The organism is Novosphingobium sp., from assembly GCF_040398825.1.
GTDB lineage: Bacteria > Pseudomonadota > Alphaproteobacteria > Sphingomonadales > Sphingomonadaceae > Novosphingobium.
In genome coordinates, this window is record NZ_JBBATI010000006.1 from 112,235 (window position 1) to 129,613 (window position 17,379).

Genomic DNA, 17,379 nt, shown 5'->3' on the forward strand with positions numbered 1-17,379 from the left:
TCACGCCAGGAGGATACCATGAAACTTTCCGTGCTGGATCTGGTCCCCGTGGTCGAAGGCGGCACCGTTGCGCGTGCGCTGGCCGATGCCGCGCTGCTGGCGCAGGCGGCGGAGGCCGAAGGGTACAACCGTTATTGGGTGGCCGAACACCACGGCATGGCGGGCATAGTCGGCGGGGCAACCGCGGTGGTGCTGGCGCATATTGGCCATGCCACGCGCACCATCCGCATCGGATCGGGCGGGATCATGCTGCCCAACCACAATCCGCTGGTGATCGCCGAACAGTTCGGCACGCTGGATGCGCTGTTTCCGGGGCGCATCGACCTTGGGCTGGGCCGCGCGCCCGGCGCCGACCAGCGCGTGATGCGCGCGCTGCACAAGGATGTGAACCGCGCGGCCGAAGAATTCCCCAACGACGTGGTGGAATTGCAGGCGCAATTTGCCGGCGATCCGCGCCTGCCGATGCAGGCCAATCCCGGCAAGGGCGCCGCGCCCGCACTGTGGATTTTGGGATCGAGCCTGTTTGGCGCGCAACTGGCGGCGATGCTGGGGCTGCCCTATGCCTTTGCCTCACACTTTGCGCCCGATCACCTCGATGCCGCGCTGGCGCTCTACCGCGACAAATTTCAGCCATCGGAAACGCTGGCCGAACCTTATGTGATGGCGGCGATCAACGTGGTGGCCGCCGACAGCGATGATGAAGCGGTGCTGCTGGCCAGTTCGATGGACCAGTCATTCGTGCGCCTGCGCAGCGGCACCCCGGGCCAATTGCCGCCACCGGTGCCCGGATACCGCGACAGCCTGCCCGCCCCGGCCCGCGCGATGATCGACCATATGCGCCAGGTGTCGGCGATCGGAGCCCCGCGCACCGTGGCCGAACGCATCGACGCGTTCCGCGCCCGCACGCAGGCCGATGAGCTGATCGTGGCCGGTGCGACATTCGATCCGGCCAAACGCCGCCGCAGCCTGCGACTGACCATGAGCGCGCTGCGCGAAGTGGCCGCCTGATCGTTGCGGGGTGCCGCGTGGCTGGTTGCGGGATTTATCGCAAAGAACCTTAACCACCCAACCAAGCGGCTGTGATTTCGCCCCGATGTCCCTCTGGCGCCAGCGCGGCGCGCAGGGCTTCCAGCAGAGGCGGCAGCGCTTCGGTAAAGGCGTAGGGCGGGTTGACGATATAAAGTCCCGCGCCGTTATAGATGCCGGGTTGATCGCTATCGTACAACCAATGTTCCACTTGCAGCAATTTCGGGATGCCGATCTTGCGCAACTGTTCCTGCCACCGACCATGCGTGGCGCGGTCTTTCAGCGGATACCAGATCACCGTCACGCCATGCGCCCATTTGCGGCACGCGGCGGCGAGGGTGGCGGTGATCCGTTCGCGTTCGTCCGTCTGTTCATACGGCGGGTCGACCACCACCACACCGCGAGGGCTGCGGGGCGGCACCATCGCCAGCCACAGCTCATAGGCGTCGCGCTCATGCACGGCAGCGGCTGTGCCGCGCATCACGCCGCGCAGGGCATAGGCGTCCTCGGGATGCTTTTCGTTCAGGATCAGCAAATCCTGCGGGCGCAGCAGCTGCGCCAGAATCCGGGGCGATCCGGGGTAGAGCTGCGGCTCGGCCCCGGCATTGGCCGCCTGTACGGCCGCGCGGTAGTCGTTCAGCAAGGGGTTCGGGTCGGCAAAGACCCGCAGCACGCCCTGCGTGGACTCGCCGGTGCGTTGCGCCTGCTCACCGTAAAGGTCGTACAGCCCGCAGCCGGCATGGGTGTCGATCAGGGTCAGCGCGCCCGGTTTTTGCTGCAATGCCCGCACCAGGGCGATCAGCAGGCTGTGCTTCACGACATCAGCGCTATTGCCGGCATGGAAGGAATGGCGATAATTCATTGCGATGCAAAATCCTGACGATCGGCCTTTGTACGCGCTGCCGGGCGCGGTTGCCGGGCGCATGTCGCTTGCAGCCCGATCGGAACTGGATTTCCGCCTTCGCGGGAATGACGAAGCTCCTGGTGACGTCTGGATCGTTTCCGGTCGATCGGCCCAATTCTGTCACCACACGAAGCTGACCTTGCAGCGTTAGGTAATGATCGTGCCATATCCCGCCATGAACAGTTAATCTGCCGTGGCTAGGTCTTTGATCGACGATGGGCCGGACTGCAACTGCGATAGTGCAGCCGGGCTTGTCCGAATGCCGTGCGGTGGTATTCCACAAGCATAAAGACAGCCGCCAACGCACGCTGGCACCGGGAAGGAACCATATGGCCACGCTGACCGAACCCGCGCCTGGTGCTGCCGCACCCACGCCCACGCCCACGCCCACGCTGGAAACCACGCTCGCCGCGCGGTTTGCGGGTTCGCTGTTGCCCACCGATGCCGCCGATTTTGATGCGGCGCGGCTGGCCCAGGCGGCGCGCTTTGCCATGCGCGCGGTGGCGCGGCGCAAGGGTGCGGAACCGTCGGTGGCGATGGAAAGCGTGGCGGGCACTGACACCAACCCGCGCTATCTGCGCATCGCGGTGGTCAATGCGGATATGCCGTTTCTGGTCGATTCGGTCTGCGCGGCGGTCACCCGCCATGGGCTGACCATCGACCGGCTGGTGCACCCGGTGCTGGCGGTGCGGCGCGATCCCGACGGGCGTTTGCTGGCGCTGCCCGATGGCGAGGCGATCGGCGAATTGCGCGAATCGATCATCTATTGCGAAACCGAACGTGTCGATGCGCGCGGCCGACGCGACCTGGTGGAGGACTTGCACGCCACGCTGGCCGATGTGCATGCTGCCGTGGCCGATTGGCCGCGCATGCAGGCGGCGATGCAGGACGATGCGCGCACCGTGCCCGATGCGGAAGCCGCGGCGCTGATGCGCTGGCTGGCCGATGGCATGCTGACCCAGCTTGGCCGGGTGGTGCGGCATCGTGACGGGCGGCTGGATGACCGGCTGGGCATCTGCCGCGCCAGCGATGATCCACTGTTGAGCGATGCGTCGTATGCCCGCGCCTTTGCCTATTTTGAAACCCCCGGCCCCGCTGGCGCCCCGCCGCGCGTGCCGCTGGTGGTCAAGGCCAACCATATCGCGCGCGTGCACCGCTGCGTGCCGCTCGATCTGTTCCTGGTGCCGCTGCGGACGCGGGGAGAGGTGGTGGCGCTGTCGATCCACGCCGGGGTGTGGACCAGCGCTGCGCTGTCGGCCACGCCCGACCGCGTGCCGCTGTTGCGCAGCCAGCTGGATACGCTGACCGCCAAACTGGGCATTTCGCGCGTCGGCCATGATGCCAAATCGCTGACCCACGCGCTGACCGCGCTGCCGCACGACCTGTTGATCAGCTTTGCCGATGATGATCTGGAACGCATCGCCACCACGATGATGAGCCTGCTGGACCGGCCGCGCGCGCGGCTGCGGCTGGTAGAGGCACCGCTGGCGCGCCACCTGTTTGCATTCGTGTGGCTGCCGCGCGATGTGCAATCGACCGAAGTGCGCGCCCGCGTGCAGACCATGCTGGAAAACGCCGCCGGCGCGCAGGTGATCGACTGGAGCCTGCAGGTCGATGACAACGCGCTGGCGATCACCCGGTTTGTGCTGGATATCCGCGACGGCAGCAGCGGCCTGGATGCCGACGCGCTCGATCACGCGTTGCAGGCGATGGTGCGCGGGTGGGACATCGCGGTCGAAACCGAACTCGCGCGGGTCGAAGACCCCAGCCGGGCGGCGGCAATCGCGGCGCGCTATGCCGATGCCTTTCCCATTCCCTATCGCCATACTTATGGCCCGGCAGAGGCGGCCGAGGATATCGGCGCCTTGCGCGTGCTACACCCTGGCGGCGGCGATGCCAGCGGTGCGCCGCGCCGTGCAGCGCGCCTGCACCGGCTGGGCGGTGATGAAGACCTGCGGCTGAAACTGTATCAGCGCGATGGCGCGATGGTGCTGTCGGATGCGGTGCCCGTGCTGGAAAATTTCGGCTTTCGCGTGATGCAGGAACTGCCGACCGCGCTGGCCCAGGGCCGGCTGGGCTATATCCACGATTTCCTGGTGGCGCTGCCGGCATCGGGCGGGGTGGATGCGCTGCTGGCGCGCAAGGCAGAGATTGAAACTGCGCTGGCCGCGGTGCTGAACGGTACGGCCGAAGACGACGGGTTCAACCGCCTGATCACCGCGATCGGGCTGTCACCGCAACAGGCCAACTGGCTGCGCGGCTGGTACCGCTATTTGCGCCAGGCCGGGCTGACGGTCGATCTGGACGCGGCAGTCTGGGCATTGCAGCGCGCCGGCGATGTTACCCACGCGGTGATCGCGCTGTTTGTGGCGCGCCACGATCCGGCGTTTGCCGGCGACCGCGATGCGGCCGCCGACGCGGCGCAGGCGGCGATTCGCGCCGGCCTGGCCAAAGTCACCGCGATCAGCGACGATCGGCTGTTGCGCGGGTTTCAGGCGGCCGTTTCGGCGATCCTGCGCACCAATGCCTTTGCCCCGGCAGCGGCCGAGGCGCTGGCGTTCAAGTTTGATTCGGGCCTGGTGCCCGGATTGCCGCGCCCGGTGCCGTGGCGCGAGATTTTTGTCTATTCCGCGCGGGTAGAGGGCATTCATCTGCGCGCCGGGGCAATCGCGCGGGGCGGCCTGCGCTGGTCCGACCGGCGCGACGATTTCCGCACCGAAGTGCTGGGGCTGATGAAGGCGCAGCGCGTGAAAAACGCGGTGATCGTCCCGACCGGCGCCAAGGGCGGGTTCTATCCCAAATGCCTGCCCGATGCCGTGGCCGATCGCGATGGCTGGCTGGCCGAGGGCCGCGCCAGTTACCAGGTGTTCATCCGCGCGCTGCTGTCGGTGACCGACAATATCGTCGGCAGCGCGGTGGTACATCCCGCCCACGTGGTCGTGCACGATGGCGAAGACCCCTATTTCGTGGTCGCCGCCGACAAGGGCACCGCGACCTTTTCCGACATTGCCAACGCCATTGCGCAGGAACGCGGTTTCTGGCTGGACGATGCCTTCGCCAGCGGCGGATCAAAAGGTTATGATCACAAGGCGATGGGCATTACCGCGCGCGGCGCCTGGCTGTCGGTGCAACGCCATTTCCGCGAACTGGGCGTGGATGTACAGGCCGATCCGGTGCGCGTGGTCGGGGTGGGCGACATGTCGGGCGACGTGTTCGGCAACGGCATGCTGCTCAGCCACGCGATCAAGCTGGTCGCGGCGTTCGATCACCGCCATATCTTTCTTGATCCTTTGCCTGATCCGGAAGCGTCGTGGCAGGAACGCGCGCGGCTGTTTGCGCTGCCGCGGTCCAGCTGGGATGACTATGATCGCGCCGCGCTGTCGCCTGGCGGCGGCATTTTTCCGCGCAGCCTGAAATCGATCCCGCTGACCGATGCCATGCGCGGCCTGCTGGGGCTGACCCAGGCCGAAATCGATCCTGAATCGCTGATTTCGGTGATTTTGCGCGCGCGGGTTGATCTGCTGTGGTTCGGCGGCATCGGCACTTATGTGCGCGGCGAAGCCGAAAACAACGTCACCGTCGGCGATCCGGCCAACGATGTGGTGCGCGTGACCGCCACCGCACTGGGCGCGCGGGTGGTGGGTGAAGGCGCCAATCTGGGCATGACGCAGGCCGCGCGGATCGAATTTGCACAACGCGGCGCGGGTGGCACGGGCGGCCGGGTCAACACCGATTTTATCGACAATTCTGCCGGGGTCGATTGTTCGGACCACGAGGTCAATATCAAGATCGCGCTGGCTGCGGCGCAGCGCGACGGGCGGCTGGATGAACCGGGCCGGGTCAGCCTGCTGGTGGAAATGACCGATGCGGTGGCCGATCTGGTGCTGACCGACAACCGGCTGCAGGCGCTGGCGCTGTCGGTGGCCGAACGCGGCGGAACGGCGGCGGTGCCGGCGCTTTCCCGCCTGATCGATGTGCTGGAGGATATGGGTGAGCTCGATCGCAAGACCGAGGGGCTGGCCACGTCAGAGGATTATGCCCGCCGCGCCGCCGCCGGCCACGGATTTACGCGCCCGGAACTGGCGGTGATCGCCTGCACCGCCAAACTGGCGCTGCAACGCGCGCTGGAGGACAGCACAGTGGTCGATGATCCGGTGCTGGAATGCGAACTGCTGGCAGCCTTTCCGCCGGCGATGCAGGAAGTGTTTGAAACCGACATTGTCCACCACCGGTTGCGGCGCGAAGTGATTGCCACCGAATTGGCCAACCGCATGGTCAACCGGCTGGGCCCGGTGCATCCGTTTGAACTGGTCGAAGAAGAAGGGTGCAGCGTGGCGCAGGTTGCGGCGGCGTTCGTGGCGGCCGAACGGCTGTTCGATTGCGCGACCACCTGGCATCTGCTGGACAGCGCGGACATGCCCGAAACCGCGCGGCTGGCCATGTTTGACCGCGTCGCGCGCGCGTTGCGCGGCCATATTGCCGATGTCCTGCGCGCCGGGCACGGCACCGCAGCGATCGGCGATCTGATCGATGATCTGGCCGGCGGGGTCGGGCTGTTGTCGCACACCACGCTGCAATTGCTGCGCGGAGAGGCACAGGCCGAAGGGCGGCGGTTGACCGCCGAACTGGCCGGGCAGGGCGTGCCTGCCGATATCGCCGCGCGGGTGGTGCATCTGCACGATCTGGATGGCGCGATTGGCCTGGCGCATCTGGCCGCGGCGCAAGGTGTCGATGCCGGTGCGCTGACCGGCGCGTTTGCCGATCTGGGCGCCGCGCTCGGGCTCGATTGGGCGCAACAGATGGCCAGCCGGGCGAGCCCGTCCGACCCGTGGGAACGCCTGCTGGTGGCCGGGCTGGCGCGCGATTTTCAACAGATGCGGCTGGAATTTCTGGCGCGTGCGGGCAGTGCCGATCCGGCAGCCTTTGTCACCGCATGGCTGGGCAGCCAGCCAGAGCCGGTGCGCCAGTTCCGCGCGCTGATCGCGCGGGCGCAGGCCAGCGGCGCGGTCGCCCCGGCGATGCTGGCACAGATTGCCAGCCAGGCGCGCAGCCTGCTGATGCGGTAAACGGGCTTTTGTTGTCGCAACTGGCCAAATTTGACCGGCACAGGTTGACGGCCTAGGCGTTTTGGCCAATCCGCACGCGATCGATGCGGATTGGGCAAAAGGGCAGGGCATGGTAGTGCTGGGCATGGCAGATGTGGTGATCGTCGGGGCGGGGCACGGGGGCGCGCAGGCCGCGATTGCGCTGCGCCAGAACGGGTTTGCCGGGTCAATCACGGTAATCGGCCGCGAACCCGAATTGCCCTATGAACGCCCACCGCTGTCAAAGGATTACCTGGCGCGCGAAAAGACGTTTGACCGCATCATGATCCGCCCTGCGGCATTCTGGGCCGACAAGCAGGTCGATTTCATGCTCGGCCACGAAGTGGTGGCGGTCGATCCGGCGGCAAAGACCGTTACCACGGATGACGGCACGATCATGGCCTATGGCACGCTGGTGTGGGCCACCGGCGGCGATGCGCGGCGGTTGACGCTGGATGGTCATGATCTGGCCGGGGTTCACGCCGTGCGCACCCGCGACGATGCCGACCGCCTGATGGGTGAACTGGACGCCGGTGCGAAACGTGCGGTGGTGATCGGCGGTGGCTATATCGGGCTGGAAGCGGCCGCAGTGCTGACCAAATTCGGGGTGCATGTCACGCTGTTGGAGGCGCTGCCACGCGTGCTGGCGCGTGTCGCGGGGCCGGTTTTGTCAGCGTTTTACGAGGCCGAACATCGCGCGCACGGCGTCGATCTGCGCACCGATGTGGCGGTCGCCGCGCTGGAGGGCGCAGATGGCAAAGTGACCGGGGTGCGGCTGGTGGATGGCACCGTGCTGCCGGCGCAGATCGTGATCGTCGGCATCGGCATCATTCCCGCCACCGTGCCCTTGCTGGCCGCCGGGGCCGAGGGCGGCAACGGCGTGGCTGTCGATGATCTGTGCCGCACCAGCCTGGCCGATGTCTATGCCATCGGCGATTGCGCGGCCCATGCCAACACCTATGCCGATGGTGCGGTGATCCGGCTGGAATCGGTGCAGAACGCCAACGATCAGGCGACCACGGTGGCCAAGGCGATTACCGGCAACCCGGTGCCGTACAAGGCGGTGCCGTGGTTCTGGTCCAACCAGTATGACCTGCGCCTGCAAACCGTTGGCCTGTCAATCGGGTTTGACGCCACGGTCACCCGCGGCGATCCCGCCACGCGGTCGTTTTCCGTGATCTATCTGAAACAGGGCCGGGTGATCGCGCTCGACTGCGTCAACATGGTCAAGGACTATGTGCAGGGCAAGAAGCTGGTGGAATTGGGCGCGACGATCGATCCCGCCCGGCTGGCGGATACGGCGACGCCGTTGAAGGAAATGGTCTGACACGCTCTGCCGGTCATGGCACCGGCAGACCGCTGACCAATTGATCCAGCGCCCAGCTGGCGGCATCGGCCACCGCCGGGTCGGGATCGGCCAGCAGGCGTTGCACCGGCATGAACAGCGCCGGATCACCACTGTTGCCGGCAGCATACAGGCAATTGCGTACAAACCGGTCGCGGCCGATGCGTTTGATCGGCGATCCGGAAAACAGCGCGCGAAAGGTGCCATCGTCCAGCGTTAGCAGATCGGCCAACCGCGGCGCGGCCAGCTCGGCACGCGGCAGAAACGCGCGGTTGGCGGCGGCCGCACTGGCGAACGAATTCCACGGGCACGCCGCCAGGCAATCATCACAGCCATAGATGCGGTTGCCCAGCGCCGTGCGGAATTCGTGCGGAATTTCGCCTTTGTGCTCGATCGTCAGGTACGAAATGCAGCGCCGCGCATCGATGCGATAGGGCGCGGGGAACGCATCGGTGGGGCAGGCGGTCTGGCACGCGGTGCAGGTGCCACAGCGGTCTTCATGCGGGGTGTCGGGCGGCAGGCGCAGCGTGGTGAAGATCATGCCCAGCAACAGCCATGACCCGTGCGCGCGACTGACCAGATTGGTGTGTTTGCCCTGCCAGCCGATGCCGGCGGCGGCGGCCAGCGGCTTTTCCATCACCGGGGCGGTATCGACGAACACTTTCACGTCGCAATCGGGGCGTTCGGCCACAATCCACCGCGCCAGCGCCTTCAACGCGCGTTTGACCACGTCGTGGTAATCCGCCCCTTGTGCATAGACCGAAATCCGCGCGGGATCGGCCACCGCGCCCAGGTCGCGCGGGTCGGTGGCGGGGGCATAGCTCATGCCCAATGCGATCACGCTTTGCGCTGCTGGCCACAGGCCCTGCGGTGAACGGCGGTGATCGGCGCGCCCGGCCATCCATTCCATGCTGCCATGGTTGCCATCGCCCAGCCATTGTTCCAGCCGCGCCGCGCGCAACGGGTCTTCGTCTGCCGGGGCAAAGCCACAGGCGACAAACCCCAGCGCCTGTGCCTGTGCACGGATTTTTTGGGCAAAGGTTTCCGCGTCGTTAACCAAACTTGCTGCCTCGTCCATTCATGGCCTAGGGTTACACGTGCCCGTCATGAGATACGAACCGATGCAGAGCTTTGTGGGGGAAATGGCCGTAATGGGCAATGCCGGGGACGCGTCCGTCGCGCCAGCCGATCTGGCCCCCGATCTCGCCATTGTGGCGCGTGGGCTGGTCAAACGCTTTGACGGCACGCTGGCGGTCGATGGCGTGGACATTTCGGTGCCGCGCGGGTCGATCTATGGCGTGCTTGGCCCCAATGGCGCAGGCAAAACCACCACTTTGCGCATGCTGCTGGGGATCATCGACCCTGATGAGGGCTATCGCTGTGTGCTGGGCACTGAACGGCCCACCGATCTGGCGCACCGCATCGGCTATCTGCCCGAAGAACGCGGGCTGTACCCGGCGATGAAGGCGTATGAGGCGATTGCCTTTTTGGCCGCGCTGCGCGGCGTGCCGCTGGCCGAAGGGCGCCGGCGTGCGCGCGTGATGCTGGATGATTATGGCCTGGGCCATGCCGCCGACCGCCAGATCCGCCAGTTGTCAAAGGGCATGGCGCAACAGGTGCAATTGATCGGTACGCTGATCCACGAACCCGATCTGGTGGTGCTGGACGAACCGTTTTCGGGGCTGGATGCGATTAACCAGGGCCGGCTGGAAGCGCTGATTCGCGGGCTGGCTGCGCGCGGTGCGACCGTGCTGTTTTCCACCCATGTGATCGCGCATGCCGAACGCATGTGCGACCAGATCGCGATTATCGCCGGTGGCAAAGTGCCGTTTGCCGGCCCGGTCGATGTTGCGCGCGACCGGCTGCGCCCGCAAGTGCGGCTGGAAACCCGCGCCCGCGATGGCCAGTGGCGCGCCGCGCTGCCCGCCGATGCGCGCTGCGATGCCAAGGCGCAGGGCGGCGCGTTCTGGTATTTCAGCCTGCCCGAAACCGGGGTCGAACCGTTGTTGCGCGCGCTGATCGAGGGCGATGCCGGCATCCTGAGCCTGTCGATTGAACGCGCCGGGCTGCACGATGCCTTTGTGGCGATCGCGGGTGAGGCCGCCGCGCGCGCTCTGGAAGAAAACCGCGAAGACGCCGAAACCAATCTCAAGAAGGGGCGCCGCTGATGATCGCCGAACGTGTGCGTGCGGCCGGGGTCATTGCCCGCCGCGATTTTGTCGCCGTGGTGTTTTCCAAGGCGTTCATCTTTTTCCTGCTGGGGCCGCTGTTCCCGGTGATTGTCGGCTTTTTTGCCGGGATGATCGGCGCCAGCGTACAGCACGACATGGATCGCACGGTGATCGGGATTGCCATGCCCGCGCAACAGGGCGACCAGCTGGTCGCGGCGCGCGCGGCGCTGGTCGATCATATGCCGGGCGGTGCGCCCGACATGGTGGTGCTGAACCGGTTGCGCCCGGGTGACCATTTTGACCCGCGCAGCGTGCTGAAAGTGCGTCAGATGTCGGCGGTGGTGACGGGCACGCTGGATGCGCCGGTGCTGACCGGGCCGCAGGGACGCGTGGATGAATGGCGCGGGATGATCGGGCTGTTTGCCGCGCGTGCGCGCAGCGGCGATAGCGCCGCCTATCCCGTGGTGAAGCCAGACGTGGTGGCCACCACTGCTGCCAACGAACACAACGGCCGGGTGGTGACTGCGCAGGCCGGGCAATTGCTGCTGTTTTTGCTGACGATGCTGCTGGCGGGCATGGTGCTGTCCAACCTGGTTGAAGAAAAAGCCAACAAGATCATCGAAGTGCTGGCCGCATCAATCCCGATGGACGCATTGTTCATGGGCAAGCTGTTTGCCATGCTGGCGGTCAGCATGGTCGGCATCGCGGTGTGGGGCAGCGGTTATGGCGTGCTGTTCCTGGTCGGCGCGCGTTCGATCCCGTTTCTTGAAGCGCCGGCGGTGGGCTGGCCGATGTTCCTGGGGCTGGGCTTTGCCTATTTCGCCATGGCCTATCTGCTGCTGGGATCGATGTTCCTGACGATCGGCGGCATGGCCAACACCGTGCGCGAAGTGCAGACGTTGTCGATGCCGGCGACCATGTTGCAACTGATCGTGTTTTTCTTTGCCAGCTTTGCGCTCGCCCGGCCTGGCAGCTGGATCGAAACGGTGGCGCAAGTGTTTCCGATCAGTTCGCCCTATGCCATGATGGCCTATGCCGCCGAACATACCGGCGTATGGCCGCACGTGGTGGCGCTGGTATGGCAGGGGCTGTGCGTGGCCGCGATCATCCGCGGCGGATCGATGCTGTTCCGCCGGACGGTAATGAAATCGGGCCCGGCGCGCCGGCGCCAGCGCAAGGCGGCGGTGATTGCGGCCACCACTGTTTCGCCCGCAACGCAGCCTGCCGGTTATTGACATCAGTGTAGGTTAAGGGAATACTCCGCGCTGAAAGGGGGGCGCTGTGATGCCCCCCGACGGAGGATTCCCGATGGCCACACAGCTCGCGCCCGAAACAGTCCCGACCTATCGCACCAGCCCCACCGCCAGCGCCGCGTTTGACGAATGGCTGGCCGCCAATCCGCAGGCACGCGCGGTGCACACGCACCCCTGGGACGTCAGCCGGTCGGACATTTATGTCTACGACACCTGGGGGCCGATCTTTGCCGAAATGCGGGCCTCTGCACCGGTCAACAAGGTTACCGGCACGCCCTATGGCGATTACTGGAACGTCACCTCGCACAAGGCGATCCTGCACGTCGAATCACTGCCCGATGTGTTCTCGTCCTCGTGGGAACATGGCGGCATCACGATTGGCGATCCCACCCAGAATATCGATCCGGCGCTGCTGGCCGAACGGCAATTGCCGATGTTCATCGCGATGGACCGGCCCCAGCACACCGGCCAGCGCCGCACCGTCGCGCCCGCGTTTACCCCCACCGAAATGGTGCGGATGGAAACCGAAATTCGCAGCCGCACGGCGGAACTGCTCGATTCGCTGCCGATCGGGGTGGAATTCGACTGGGTCGACAAAGTTTCGATCGAACTGACCACCGGCATGCTGGCGCTGCTGTTCGGCTTTCCCTGGCCGGACCGCCGCCTGCTGACGTTCTGGTCCGACTGGGCGGGCGATGTCGAACTGACGCTGGCGCCCGATCTGGCCGATGAACGGTTCGGCATCCTGGGCGAAATGGCGCAATATTTCGGCCGCTTGTGGATGGAACGCATGGGCCAGCCGCCCAGCCCCGATCTGATTTCGATGATGATCCATTCGCCAGCGATGGCGCACATGAGCCCGCAGGAATTCATGGGCAATCTGGTGCTGTTGATCGTGGGTGGCAACGACACCACGCGCAACACCATGTCGGGCATTGTGCATGCGCTGCACACGTTTCCGGATCAGCGTGAATTGCTGGAAAACGATGGTTCGCTGATCCCCAACGCGGTGCAGGAATGCCTGCGCTTTGTGACCCCGCTGGCGCATATGCGCCGCACCGCCAAATCCGACATCGATCTGTTCGGTCAGCAGATTCGCGCCGGCGACAAAGTGGTGATGTGGTACCTGTCGGCCAACCGCGATGAAACGATATTCGAAAATCCCGACAAGCTGATCGTCAACCGCCCCAATGCACGCCGCCACCTGGCGTTCGGGCATGGCATCCACCGCTGCGTGGGCGCGCGGCTGGCCGAATTGCAGTTGCGCGTGCTGCTGGAAGAAATGCGCGCCCGGCGCATGCGTGTGAATGTCACGGGCAAAGTGGAACGCGTGCGCGCCAATTTCGTCCACGGTTTTCGCCGGATGGACGTTACGGTCGAAACCTATTGATCTGGGCGGGGGCGGGCGTGTTCGCCCCCGCACCAACACAAAAAGCCCCGCCAAGGCGGGGCTTTTTTATGCCGACCAGCGCCGCAGCGCCGGCAAAAAGTCAGGCGGCGACAGACTTCTTCAGTTCGCGCTTCACCTTGACGGCGCGCACGCTGAGATCATCGTCGCTGGTCTTCAGCAGCCAGTTGTCCAGCCCGCCGTTGTGTTCTACCGAACGCAACCCGTGGGTCGACACGCGAAAGCGAAAGCTGCGGTCCAGCTTTTCCGACATCAGCGTCACGTTCTGCAGGTTGGGCAGAAACACGCGCTTGGTCTTGTTGTTGGCGTGGCTTACGTTGTGACCGACTTGGCGACCCTTACCGGTCAGTTCGCAAATGCGCGACATGGCTTAAAACTCGCTTGTGTTCGCAGGAAGATAAACTCGAAGGTGCGCCCTTATCGATTCACCCGGCGAAGTCAAGGATTCGCCGCGCCATGTGCGCAGCAAATGACCGGTTCGGCGGCCAACGCTGGTACCACCGGCGCGTGCACCATGCTAGCGCATGACGTGATGACCCGCTGGCCCTTGCCCGAACCGATGCGCGCAGCGCTGGCGCAGGCCGACTGTGCCGCTGCGGCCGATGCTGTGCCGGTCGGCGCGGTGGTGGTCTGCGACGGGTTGATCATTGCGACGGCGCACAATGGCCCGCGCGACTGCCATGACCCCACCGCCCATGCCGAAATTCTGGCGATCCGCGCGGCGGCGGTGGCGCTGGGGCGCGACCGGCTGGATGGGTGTGATCTGTGGGTCACGCTCGAGCCCTGTGCAATGTGTGCCGGTGCGATGGTCCATGCGCGTATCGCCCGCGTCTATTACGCCGCGCCTGATCCCAAGGGCGGCGCGGTCGCCCATGGCGCGCGGGTGTTTGACCAGCCAGGCGTGCTGCACCGGCCCGAAGTCTATGCCGGGCTGGGCGAGGCCGAAGCGGCCAGCCAGTTGCGCGCGTTTTTCAAAGCGCGGCGCGCACCATCTTAGCGCCTGAGCCGATTCTTTCTTATCGCATCAGGCGCTAAGTAGCTGGCCACCATATCCTGCTGGTATCGTTGGTGGCCGGGTGGGGAGGCGGGGCGGGGCGGGCGGTTTGCGCGGCACGCGCCTACAGAGGCGTGAAATCCAGCCCGATATCAGCCGCCGGTGCGCTCTGCGTCAACCGCCCGACCGAGATGTAATCGACCCCGGTGGCGGCAATCGCCGCAATCGTATCGAGCCGCACCCCGCCCGAAGCCTCGCACGGCACGCGCCCGGCAACGTTCGCCAGCGCGACGCGCAGCATGTCGGGCGCCATATTGTCGAGCAGCAGGCGCGTCGCGCCAGCCTGCAGCGCGGGTTCGATCTGGTCGAGCCGATCTACCTCGCAGATCACGTCGCGCACCCCGGCGTGCAGCGCGCGGCGCACCGCTTCGCCAACCCCGCCTGCGACCGCGACGTGGTTGTCCTTGATCATCGCCGCATCATACAAGCCCATGCGGTGGTTGTGCCCGCCACCCGTTCGCACCGCGTATTTTTCCAGCACGCGCAAGCCAGGAATGGTCTTGCGCGTATCGAGCAGGCGGGTGCGGGTCGCCCCCATCGCATCGACATAGCTGCGCGTCAGCGTGGCGATCCCGGTCAGGTGCTGCACGGTGTTCAATGCGCTGCGTTCGGCAGTCAGCAGCGCGCGCGCCGATCCGGCGATGCGCATCAACGCAGTGCCGGGTGCGACAATGGCACCCTCGGCGATCAGAATCTCTGTTTCACAAGCCGGATCAAGCGCGCGAAAGAATGCCGCCGCGATCGGCAACCCGCACACCGCCACCGCATCGCGGCTGTCCATCACCCCGGCGAACCGCGCGGCTGCGGGGATCACGCTGTCGCTGGTGACATCGCGCCCGCCGCCGGGCAGGCCTGCCCCCAGGTCTTCGGCCAAAGTTTGCGCGACAAAGGCGTCAAGGTCGAAACCGGGCAGGGTGAAGGTGGCGGGCATGGTCTTTTCGATCGTTGCCATCAATGCACGAACCGCGCGACCACATCGCGGTATGACCGGCTGACCTTCACCTCCGCGCCCGATTGCAGCACCAGAAAGCATTCGCCATTGGTGTGCGGGCGGACCTGGCGGACGAGGTCGAGGTTGACGATTTTTGACCGGTGGACGCGCTGGAACACGCGCGGGTCCAGCCGGCGTTCCAGGTCCTTCATCGTTTCGCGCAGGATCAGCGAATTGTCGCCGGTAAAGATGCACATGTAATCGCCCGCCGCCTCTATGCGTTCGATCGAATCGACATCGACGCGGAAAATCTGGCCGCGATCCTTGATGTTGATCAGCTTTTCAAACCGCGCGGCGGCCGGTTCGCCATCGTCCTCCATGTCGGGCATGGCGTCGGGCGCAACCTCGGCCAGCACGATTTTCAGCTTTTCCACTTCTTCCAGCCCGCGTTTTTCCGCCAGGCGCGTGCGCGCGCGGTCCAGCGCGTCGGCCAGCCGGTCAGGGTCCACCGGTTTCAGCAGGTAATCGACGGCGTTGGCCTCAAACGCCTTCAACGCGTGTTCGGAATAGGCGGTGACGAACACGAACAGCGGCGGATCGATCTCCATCACGCCCTTGACCACGCTGAACCCGTCAAAGCCGGGCATCTGGATGTCCAGAAACACCAGATCGGGCTTTTCGGTCTTGATCTTGCGAATCGCCTCACGCCCGTTGGCGCAAGTGTCGATCACGTCGACATCGGGAAAGGCGGCCAGTCGCAGTTGCAGACCCTGAATGGCCAGTTTCTCGTCATCGACAAGGATCGTGCGGATGGTCATGGCGTTTCCTTGGGCCCAGAGAGGCGGCGTGTGTGGTGCAAAGGTTATTGTATCATCGCGGGGTTGAGCGTTCGCTGAACAGATGCACTGGCGGCGGGCGGGGGCGGGATGCGCGCCTCAAACGGCAATTCGATCGTCACCACTACCCCACCTTCGGGCCCGGTGGCGATGTCGAACCGCTGGTTTTCACCGTAGGCCTGCCCCAGCCGGTCGCGGATATTGGCCAGGCCCACCCCGGTCGATCCCGAATCCGGCAGGCGGCGATCGGCGGCGCCCTGGTTGTAATTGGGGCCGAACAGGTCGGCGGGATCGACGCCCGGCGGCAGGCCTGGCCCGGTGTCCGACACCGCGATGCGCAGCGCGCTGCCGATCACATCGGCGCTGATGGTGATTTCCGCGCCTTCTTCCAGCGGGCCGACCGCGTATTTGATGGCGTTTTCGACCAGCGGTTGCAGCAGCAGCGACGGCATCAGCGCGTTGCTCGCCGCATCCTCGATGGCAAAGCGCGTGCGCAGCCGGTCTTCAAACCGCATGCGTTCGATATCGAGATAGAGCTTCAGCGTTTCGATCTCCTGCGCCACGGTCACCCGCGCGGTCGGTTCGTTGATCAGCGTATAGCGCAGAAATGCCGACAGCCGCGACAGCATGGCGTTGGCCGGCTCGGTCTGTTTCAGCAGCACCAGCGTCGATATCGAATTGAGCGTGTTGAACAGGAAATGCGGGTTGAGCTGATAGCGCAGCATGGCCAGTTGCGCGCTGGTCGCCTGGTTTTCCAGCTGCAACAGCTGATCATTCTGTTCTTCGACCTGGATGTAGAAATTGATCGCGTAATAGAGCGCCGACCATGCCCCCAGCAGCGTCATATCCAGATAGAACACCCCTAGGAACAACTGGGTAAAGCTGGATTGGGCATTGGTGCGGTACAGGCTGACCACCCACGAATCGATAAACGCATAAAGCCCGACCGCAATCGCCAGCACCACCGCGGTCACCCCCCAGGTGACCAGCGCGCGGCGGTTGATCAGCGCGCGATAGATCACCGACAGGATCAGCGAGAGCGAAAACCCGGTGATCGTGGCGATGATGACGATGATCAGAAACGACAGCGGCACCGCGTTGGCCAGGCTGGACATCGCGCGCAGCAGTAGCGCGCCACCCCAGCCAAGGAATTGCAGCCGCCAGAAAGCGCGGTTCTTGTTGCCGAAAAACGGCGTGGGGCGAAGCGGCAGCATGGCCATGGCGATCAGCTTAGCCCGGCTGACGCCCAGGGGCAACCAAGGGTCTGTTTCGGAAGTGCCACCCACCGCCCCGCACCCCCGGCTCAACCGCCCAGTTAAGGTACCCTGTGGGCGGTTGGGCCGGGGGTGCGGGGCGGTGGGTGGCAC

At 65.4% G+C, this 17,379-nt stretch carries 13 protein-coding genes; 7 read left to right on the forward strand and 6 right to left on the reverse strand.

The annotated features are described in order from the left end of the window. Window positions 1-18 precede the first annotated feature (18 nt). Window positions 19-1,008: an LLM class flavin-dependent oxidoreductase gene (locus ABWP89_RS05400; RefSeq protein ID WP_353227759.1), complete on the forward strand. Its 990-nt coding sequence runs from the start codon at window positions 19-21 to the stop codon at window positions 1,006-1,008. 49 nt (window positions 1,009-1,057) lie between these two features. On the opposite strand, the gene ABWP89_RS05405 is transcribed toward ABWP89_RS05400, so the two are convergent. Further along, a complete protein-coding gene (locus ABWP89_RS05405) occupies window positions 1,058-1,888 on the reverse strand; it encodes a 23S rRNA (adenine(2030)-N(6))-methyltransferase RlmJ (protein WP_353227760.1) in 831 nt (276 codons plus the stop codon). Window positions 1,889-2,259: 371 nt separating this feature from the next. On the opposite strand from ABWP89_RS05405, the gene ABWP89_RS05410 reads away from it, so the two are divergent. Together ABWP89_RS05410 and ABWP89_RS05415 are read left to right on the forward strand one after the other, a co-directional pair. After that, a complete protein-coding gene (locus ABWP89_RS05410; RefSeq protein WP_353227761.1) occupies window positions 2,260-6,996 on the forward strand; it encodes an NAD-glutamate dehydrogenase domain-containing protein in 4,737 nt (1,578 codons plus the stop codon). A gap of 109 nt (window positions 6,997-7,105) precedes the next feature. Then, window positions 7,106-8,341 (forward strand): NAD(P)/FAD-dependent oxidoreductase, encoded by a 1,236-nt coding sequence (locus ABWP89_RS05415; protein WP_353227762.1) that lies wholly within the window; start codon window positions 7,106-7,108, stop codon window positions 8,339-8,341. Between the two features lie 13 nt (window positions 8,342-8,354). Here the strand turns inward: ABWP89_RS05415 and queG are convergent, their stop codons facing one another. Further along, entirely contained in the window at window positions 8,355-9,419 is a 1,065-nt protein-coding gene (gene queG, locus ABWP89_RS05420) for a tRNA epoxyqueuosine(34) reductase QueG (RefSeq protein WP_353227764.1), read from the reverse strand. A 91-nt stretch (window positions 9,420-9,510) separates the two neighbouring features. Here queG and ABWP89_RS05425 point away from each other — a divergent pair, with 91 nt between their 5' ends. From ABWP89_RS05425 to ABWP89_RS05435, 3 genes are all read left to right on the forward strand, one after another. Continuing rightward, window positions 9,511-10,527, forward strand: a complete 1,017-nt coding sequence (locus ABWP89_RS05425; RefSeq protein ID WP_353227784.1) for an ABC transporter ATP-binding protein — start codon at window positions 9,511-9,513, stop codon at window positions 10,525-10,527. After that, window positions 10,527-11,765, forward strand: coding sequence for an ABC transporter permease (locus ABWP89_RS05430; protein WP_353227766.1), 1,239 nt, complete (start codon window positions 10,527-10,529; stop codon window positions 11,763-11,765). The genes ABWP89_RS05425 and ABWP89_RS05430 overlap by 1 nt, the downstream gene beginning before the upstream one ends. A 73-nt stretch (window positions 11,766-11,838) precedes the next feature. Then, window positions 11,839-13,173: a cytochrome P450 gene (locus ABWP89_RS05435; protein ID WP_353227767.1), complete on the forward strand. Its 1,335-nt coding sequence runs from the start codon at window positions 11,839-11,841 to the stop codon at window positions 13,171-13,173. 100 nt (window positions 13,174-13,273) lie between these two features. Here the strand turns inward: ABWP89_RS05435 and rpmB are convergent, their stop codons facing one another. Then, window positions 13,274-13,558, reverse strand: coding sequence for a 50S ribosomal protein L28 (gene rpmB / locus ABWP89_RS05440; RefSeq protein ID WP_353227768.1), 285 nt, complete (start codon window positions 13,556-13,558; stop codon window positions 13,274-13,276). Between the two features lie 165 nt (window positions 13,559-13,723). Here rpmB and ABWP89_RS05445 point away from each other — a divergent pair, with 165 nt between their 5' ends. Beyond that, on the forward strand, window positions 13,724-14,188 hold the full coding sequence (locus ABWP89_RS05445; protein ID WP_353227785.1) for a nucleoside deaminase: 465 nt from the start codon (window positions 13,724-13,726) through the stop codon (window positions 14,186-14,188). Between the two features lie 121 nt (window positions 14,189-14,309). Here the strand turns inward: ABWP89_RS05445 and nadC are convergent, their stop codons facing one another. Genes nadC through ABWP89_RS05460 form a run of 3 tightly spaced genes read right to left on the reverse strand, consistent with a single transcriptional unit; the run spans window position 14,310 to window position 17,232 of the window. Next, window positions 14,310-15,197, reverse strand: coding sequence for a carboxylating nicotinate-nucleotide diphosphorylase (gene nadC / locus ABWP89_RS05450; protein WP_353227769.1), 888 nt, complete (start codon window positions 15,195-15,197; stop codon window positions 14,310-14,312). After that, window positions 15,197-15,994, reverse strand: a complete 798-nt coding sequence (locus tag ABWP89_RS05455; protein WP_353227770.1) for a LytR/AlgR family response regulator transcription factor — start codon at window positions 15,992-15,994, stop codon at window positions 15,197-15,199. The genes nadC and ABWP89_RS05455 overlap by 1 nt, the downstream gene beginning before the upstream one ends. Before the next feature lie 44 nt (window positions 15,995-16,038). Continuing rightward, window positions 16,039-17,232 carry a sensor histidine kinase gene (locus ABWP89_RS05460; RefSeq protein ID WP_353227771.1) on the reverse strand — a complete coding sequence of 398 codons (1,194 nt, stop codon included), beginning with the start codon at window positions 17,230-17,232 and terminating at the stop codon, window positions 16,039-16,041. Between the last annotated feature and the right edge of the window lie 147 nt (window positions 17,233-17,379).

Bases quoted from the DNA above. Each gene is read 5' to 3' on its own strand.
- ABWP89_RS05400 (WP_353227759.1), top strand. From the start codon at position 19: ATGAAACTTTCCGTGCTGGATCTGGTCCCCGTGGTCGAAGGCGGCACC.
- ABWP89_RS05405 (WP_353227760.1), bottom strand. From the start codon at position 1,888: ATGAATTATCGCCATTCCTTCCATGCCGGCAATAGCGCTGATGTCGTG.
- ABWP89_RS05410 (WP_353227761.1), top strand. From the start codon at position 2,260: ATGGCCACGCTGACCGAACCCGCGCCTGGTGCTGCCGCACCCACGCCC.
- ABWP89_RS05415 (WP_353227762.1), top strand. From the start codon at position 7,106: ATGGTAGTGCTGGGCATGGCAGATGTGGTGATCGTCGGGGCGGGGCAC.
- ABWP89_RS05425 (WP_353227784.1), top strand. From the start codon at position 9,511: ATGGGCAATGCCGGGGACGCGTCCGTCGCGCCAGCCGATCTGGCCCCC.
- ABWP89_RS05430 (WP_353227766.1), top strand. From the start codon at position 10,527: ATGATCGCCGAACGTGTGCGTGCGGCCGGGGTCATTGCCCGCCGCGAT.
- ABWP89_RS05435 (WP_353227767.1), top strand. From the start codon at position 11,839: ATGGCCACACAGCTCGCGCCCGAAACAGTCCCGACCTATCGCACCAGC.
- rpmB (WP_353227768.1), bottom strand. From the start codon at position 13,558: ATGTCGCGCATTTGCGAACTGACCGGTAAGGGTCGCCAAGTCGGTCAC.
- ABWP89_RS05445 (WP_353227785.1), top strand. From the start codon at position 13,724: ATGACCCGCTGGCCCTTGCCCGAACCGATGCGCGCAGCGCTGGCGCAG.
- nadC (WP_353227769.1), bottom strand. From the start codon at position 15,197: ATGGCAACGATCGAAAAGACCATGCCCGCCACCTTCACCCTGCCCGGT.
- ABWP89_RS05455 (WP_353227770.1), bottom strand. From the start codon at position 15,994: ATGACCATCCGCACGATCCTTGTCGATGACGAGAAACTGGCCATTCAG.
- ABWP89_RS05460 (WP_353227771.1), bottom strand. From the start codon at position 17,232: ATGGCCATGCTGCCGCTTCGCCCCACGCCGTTTTTCGGCAACAAGAAC.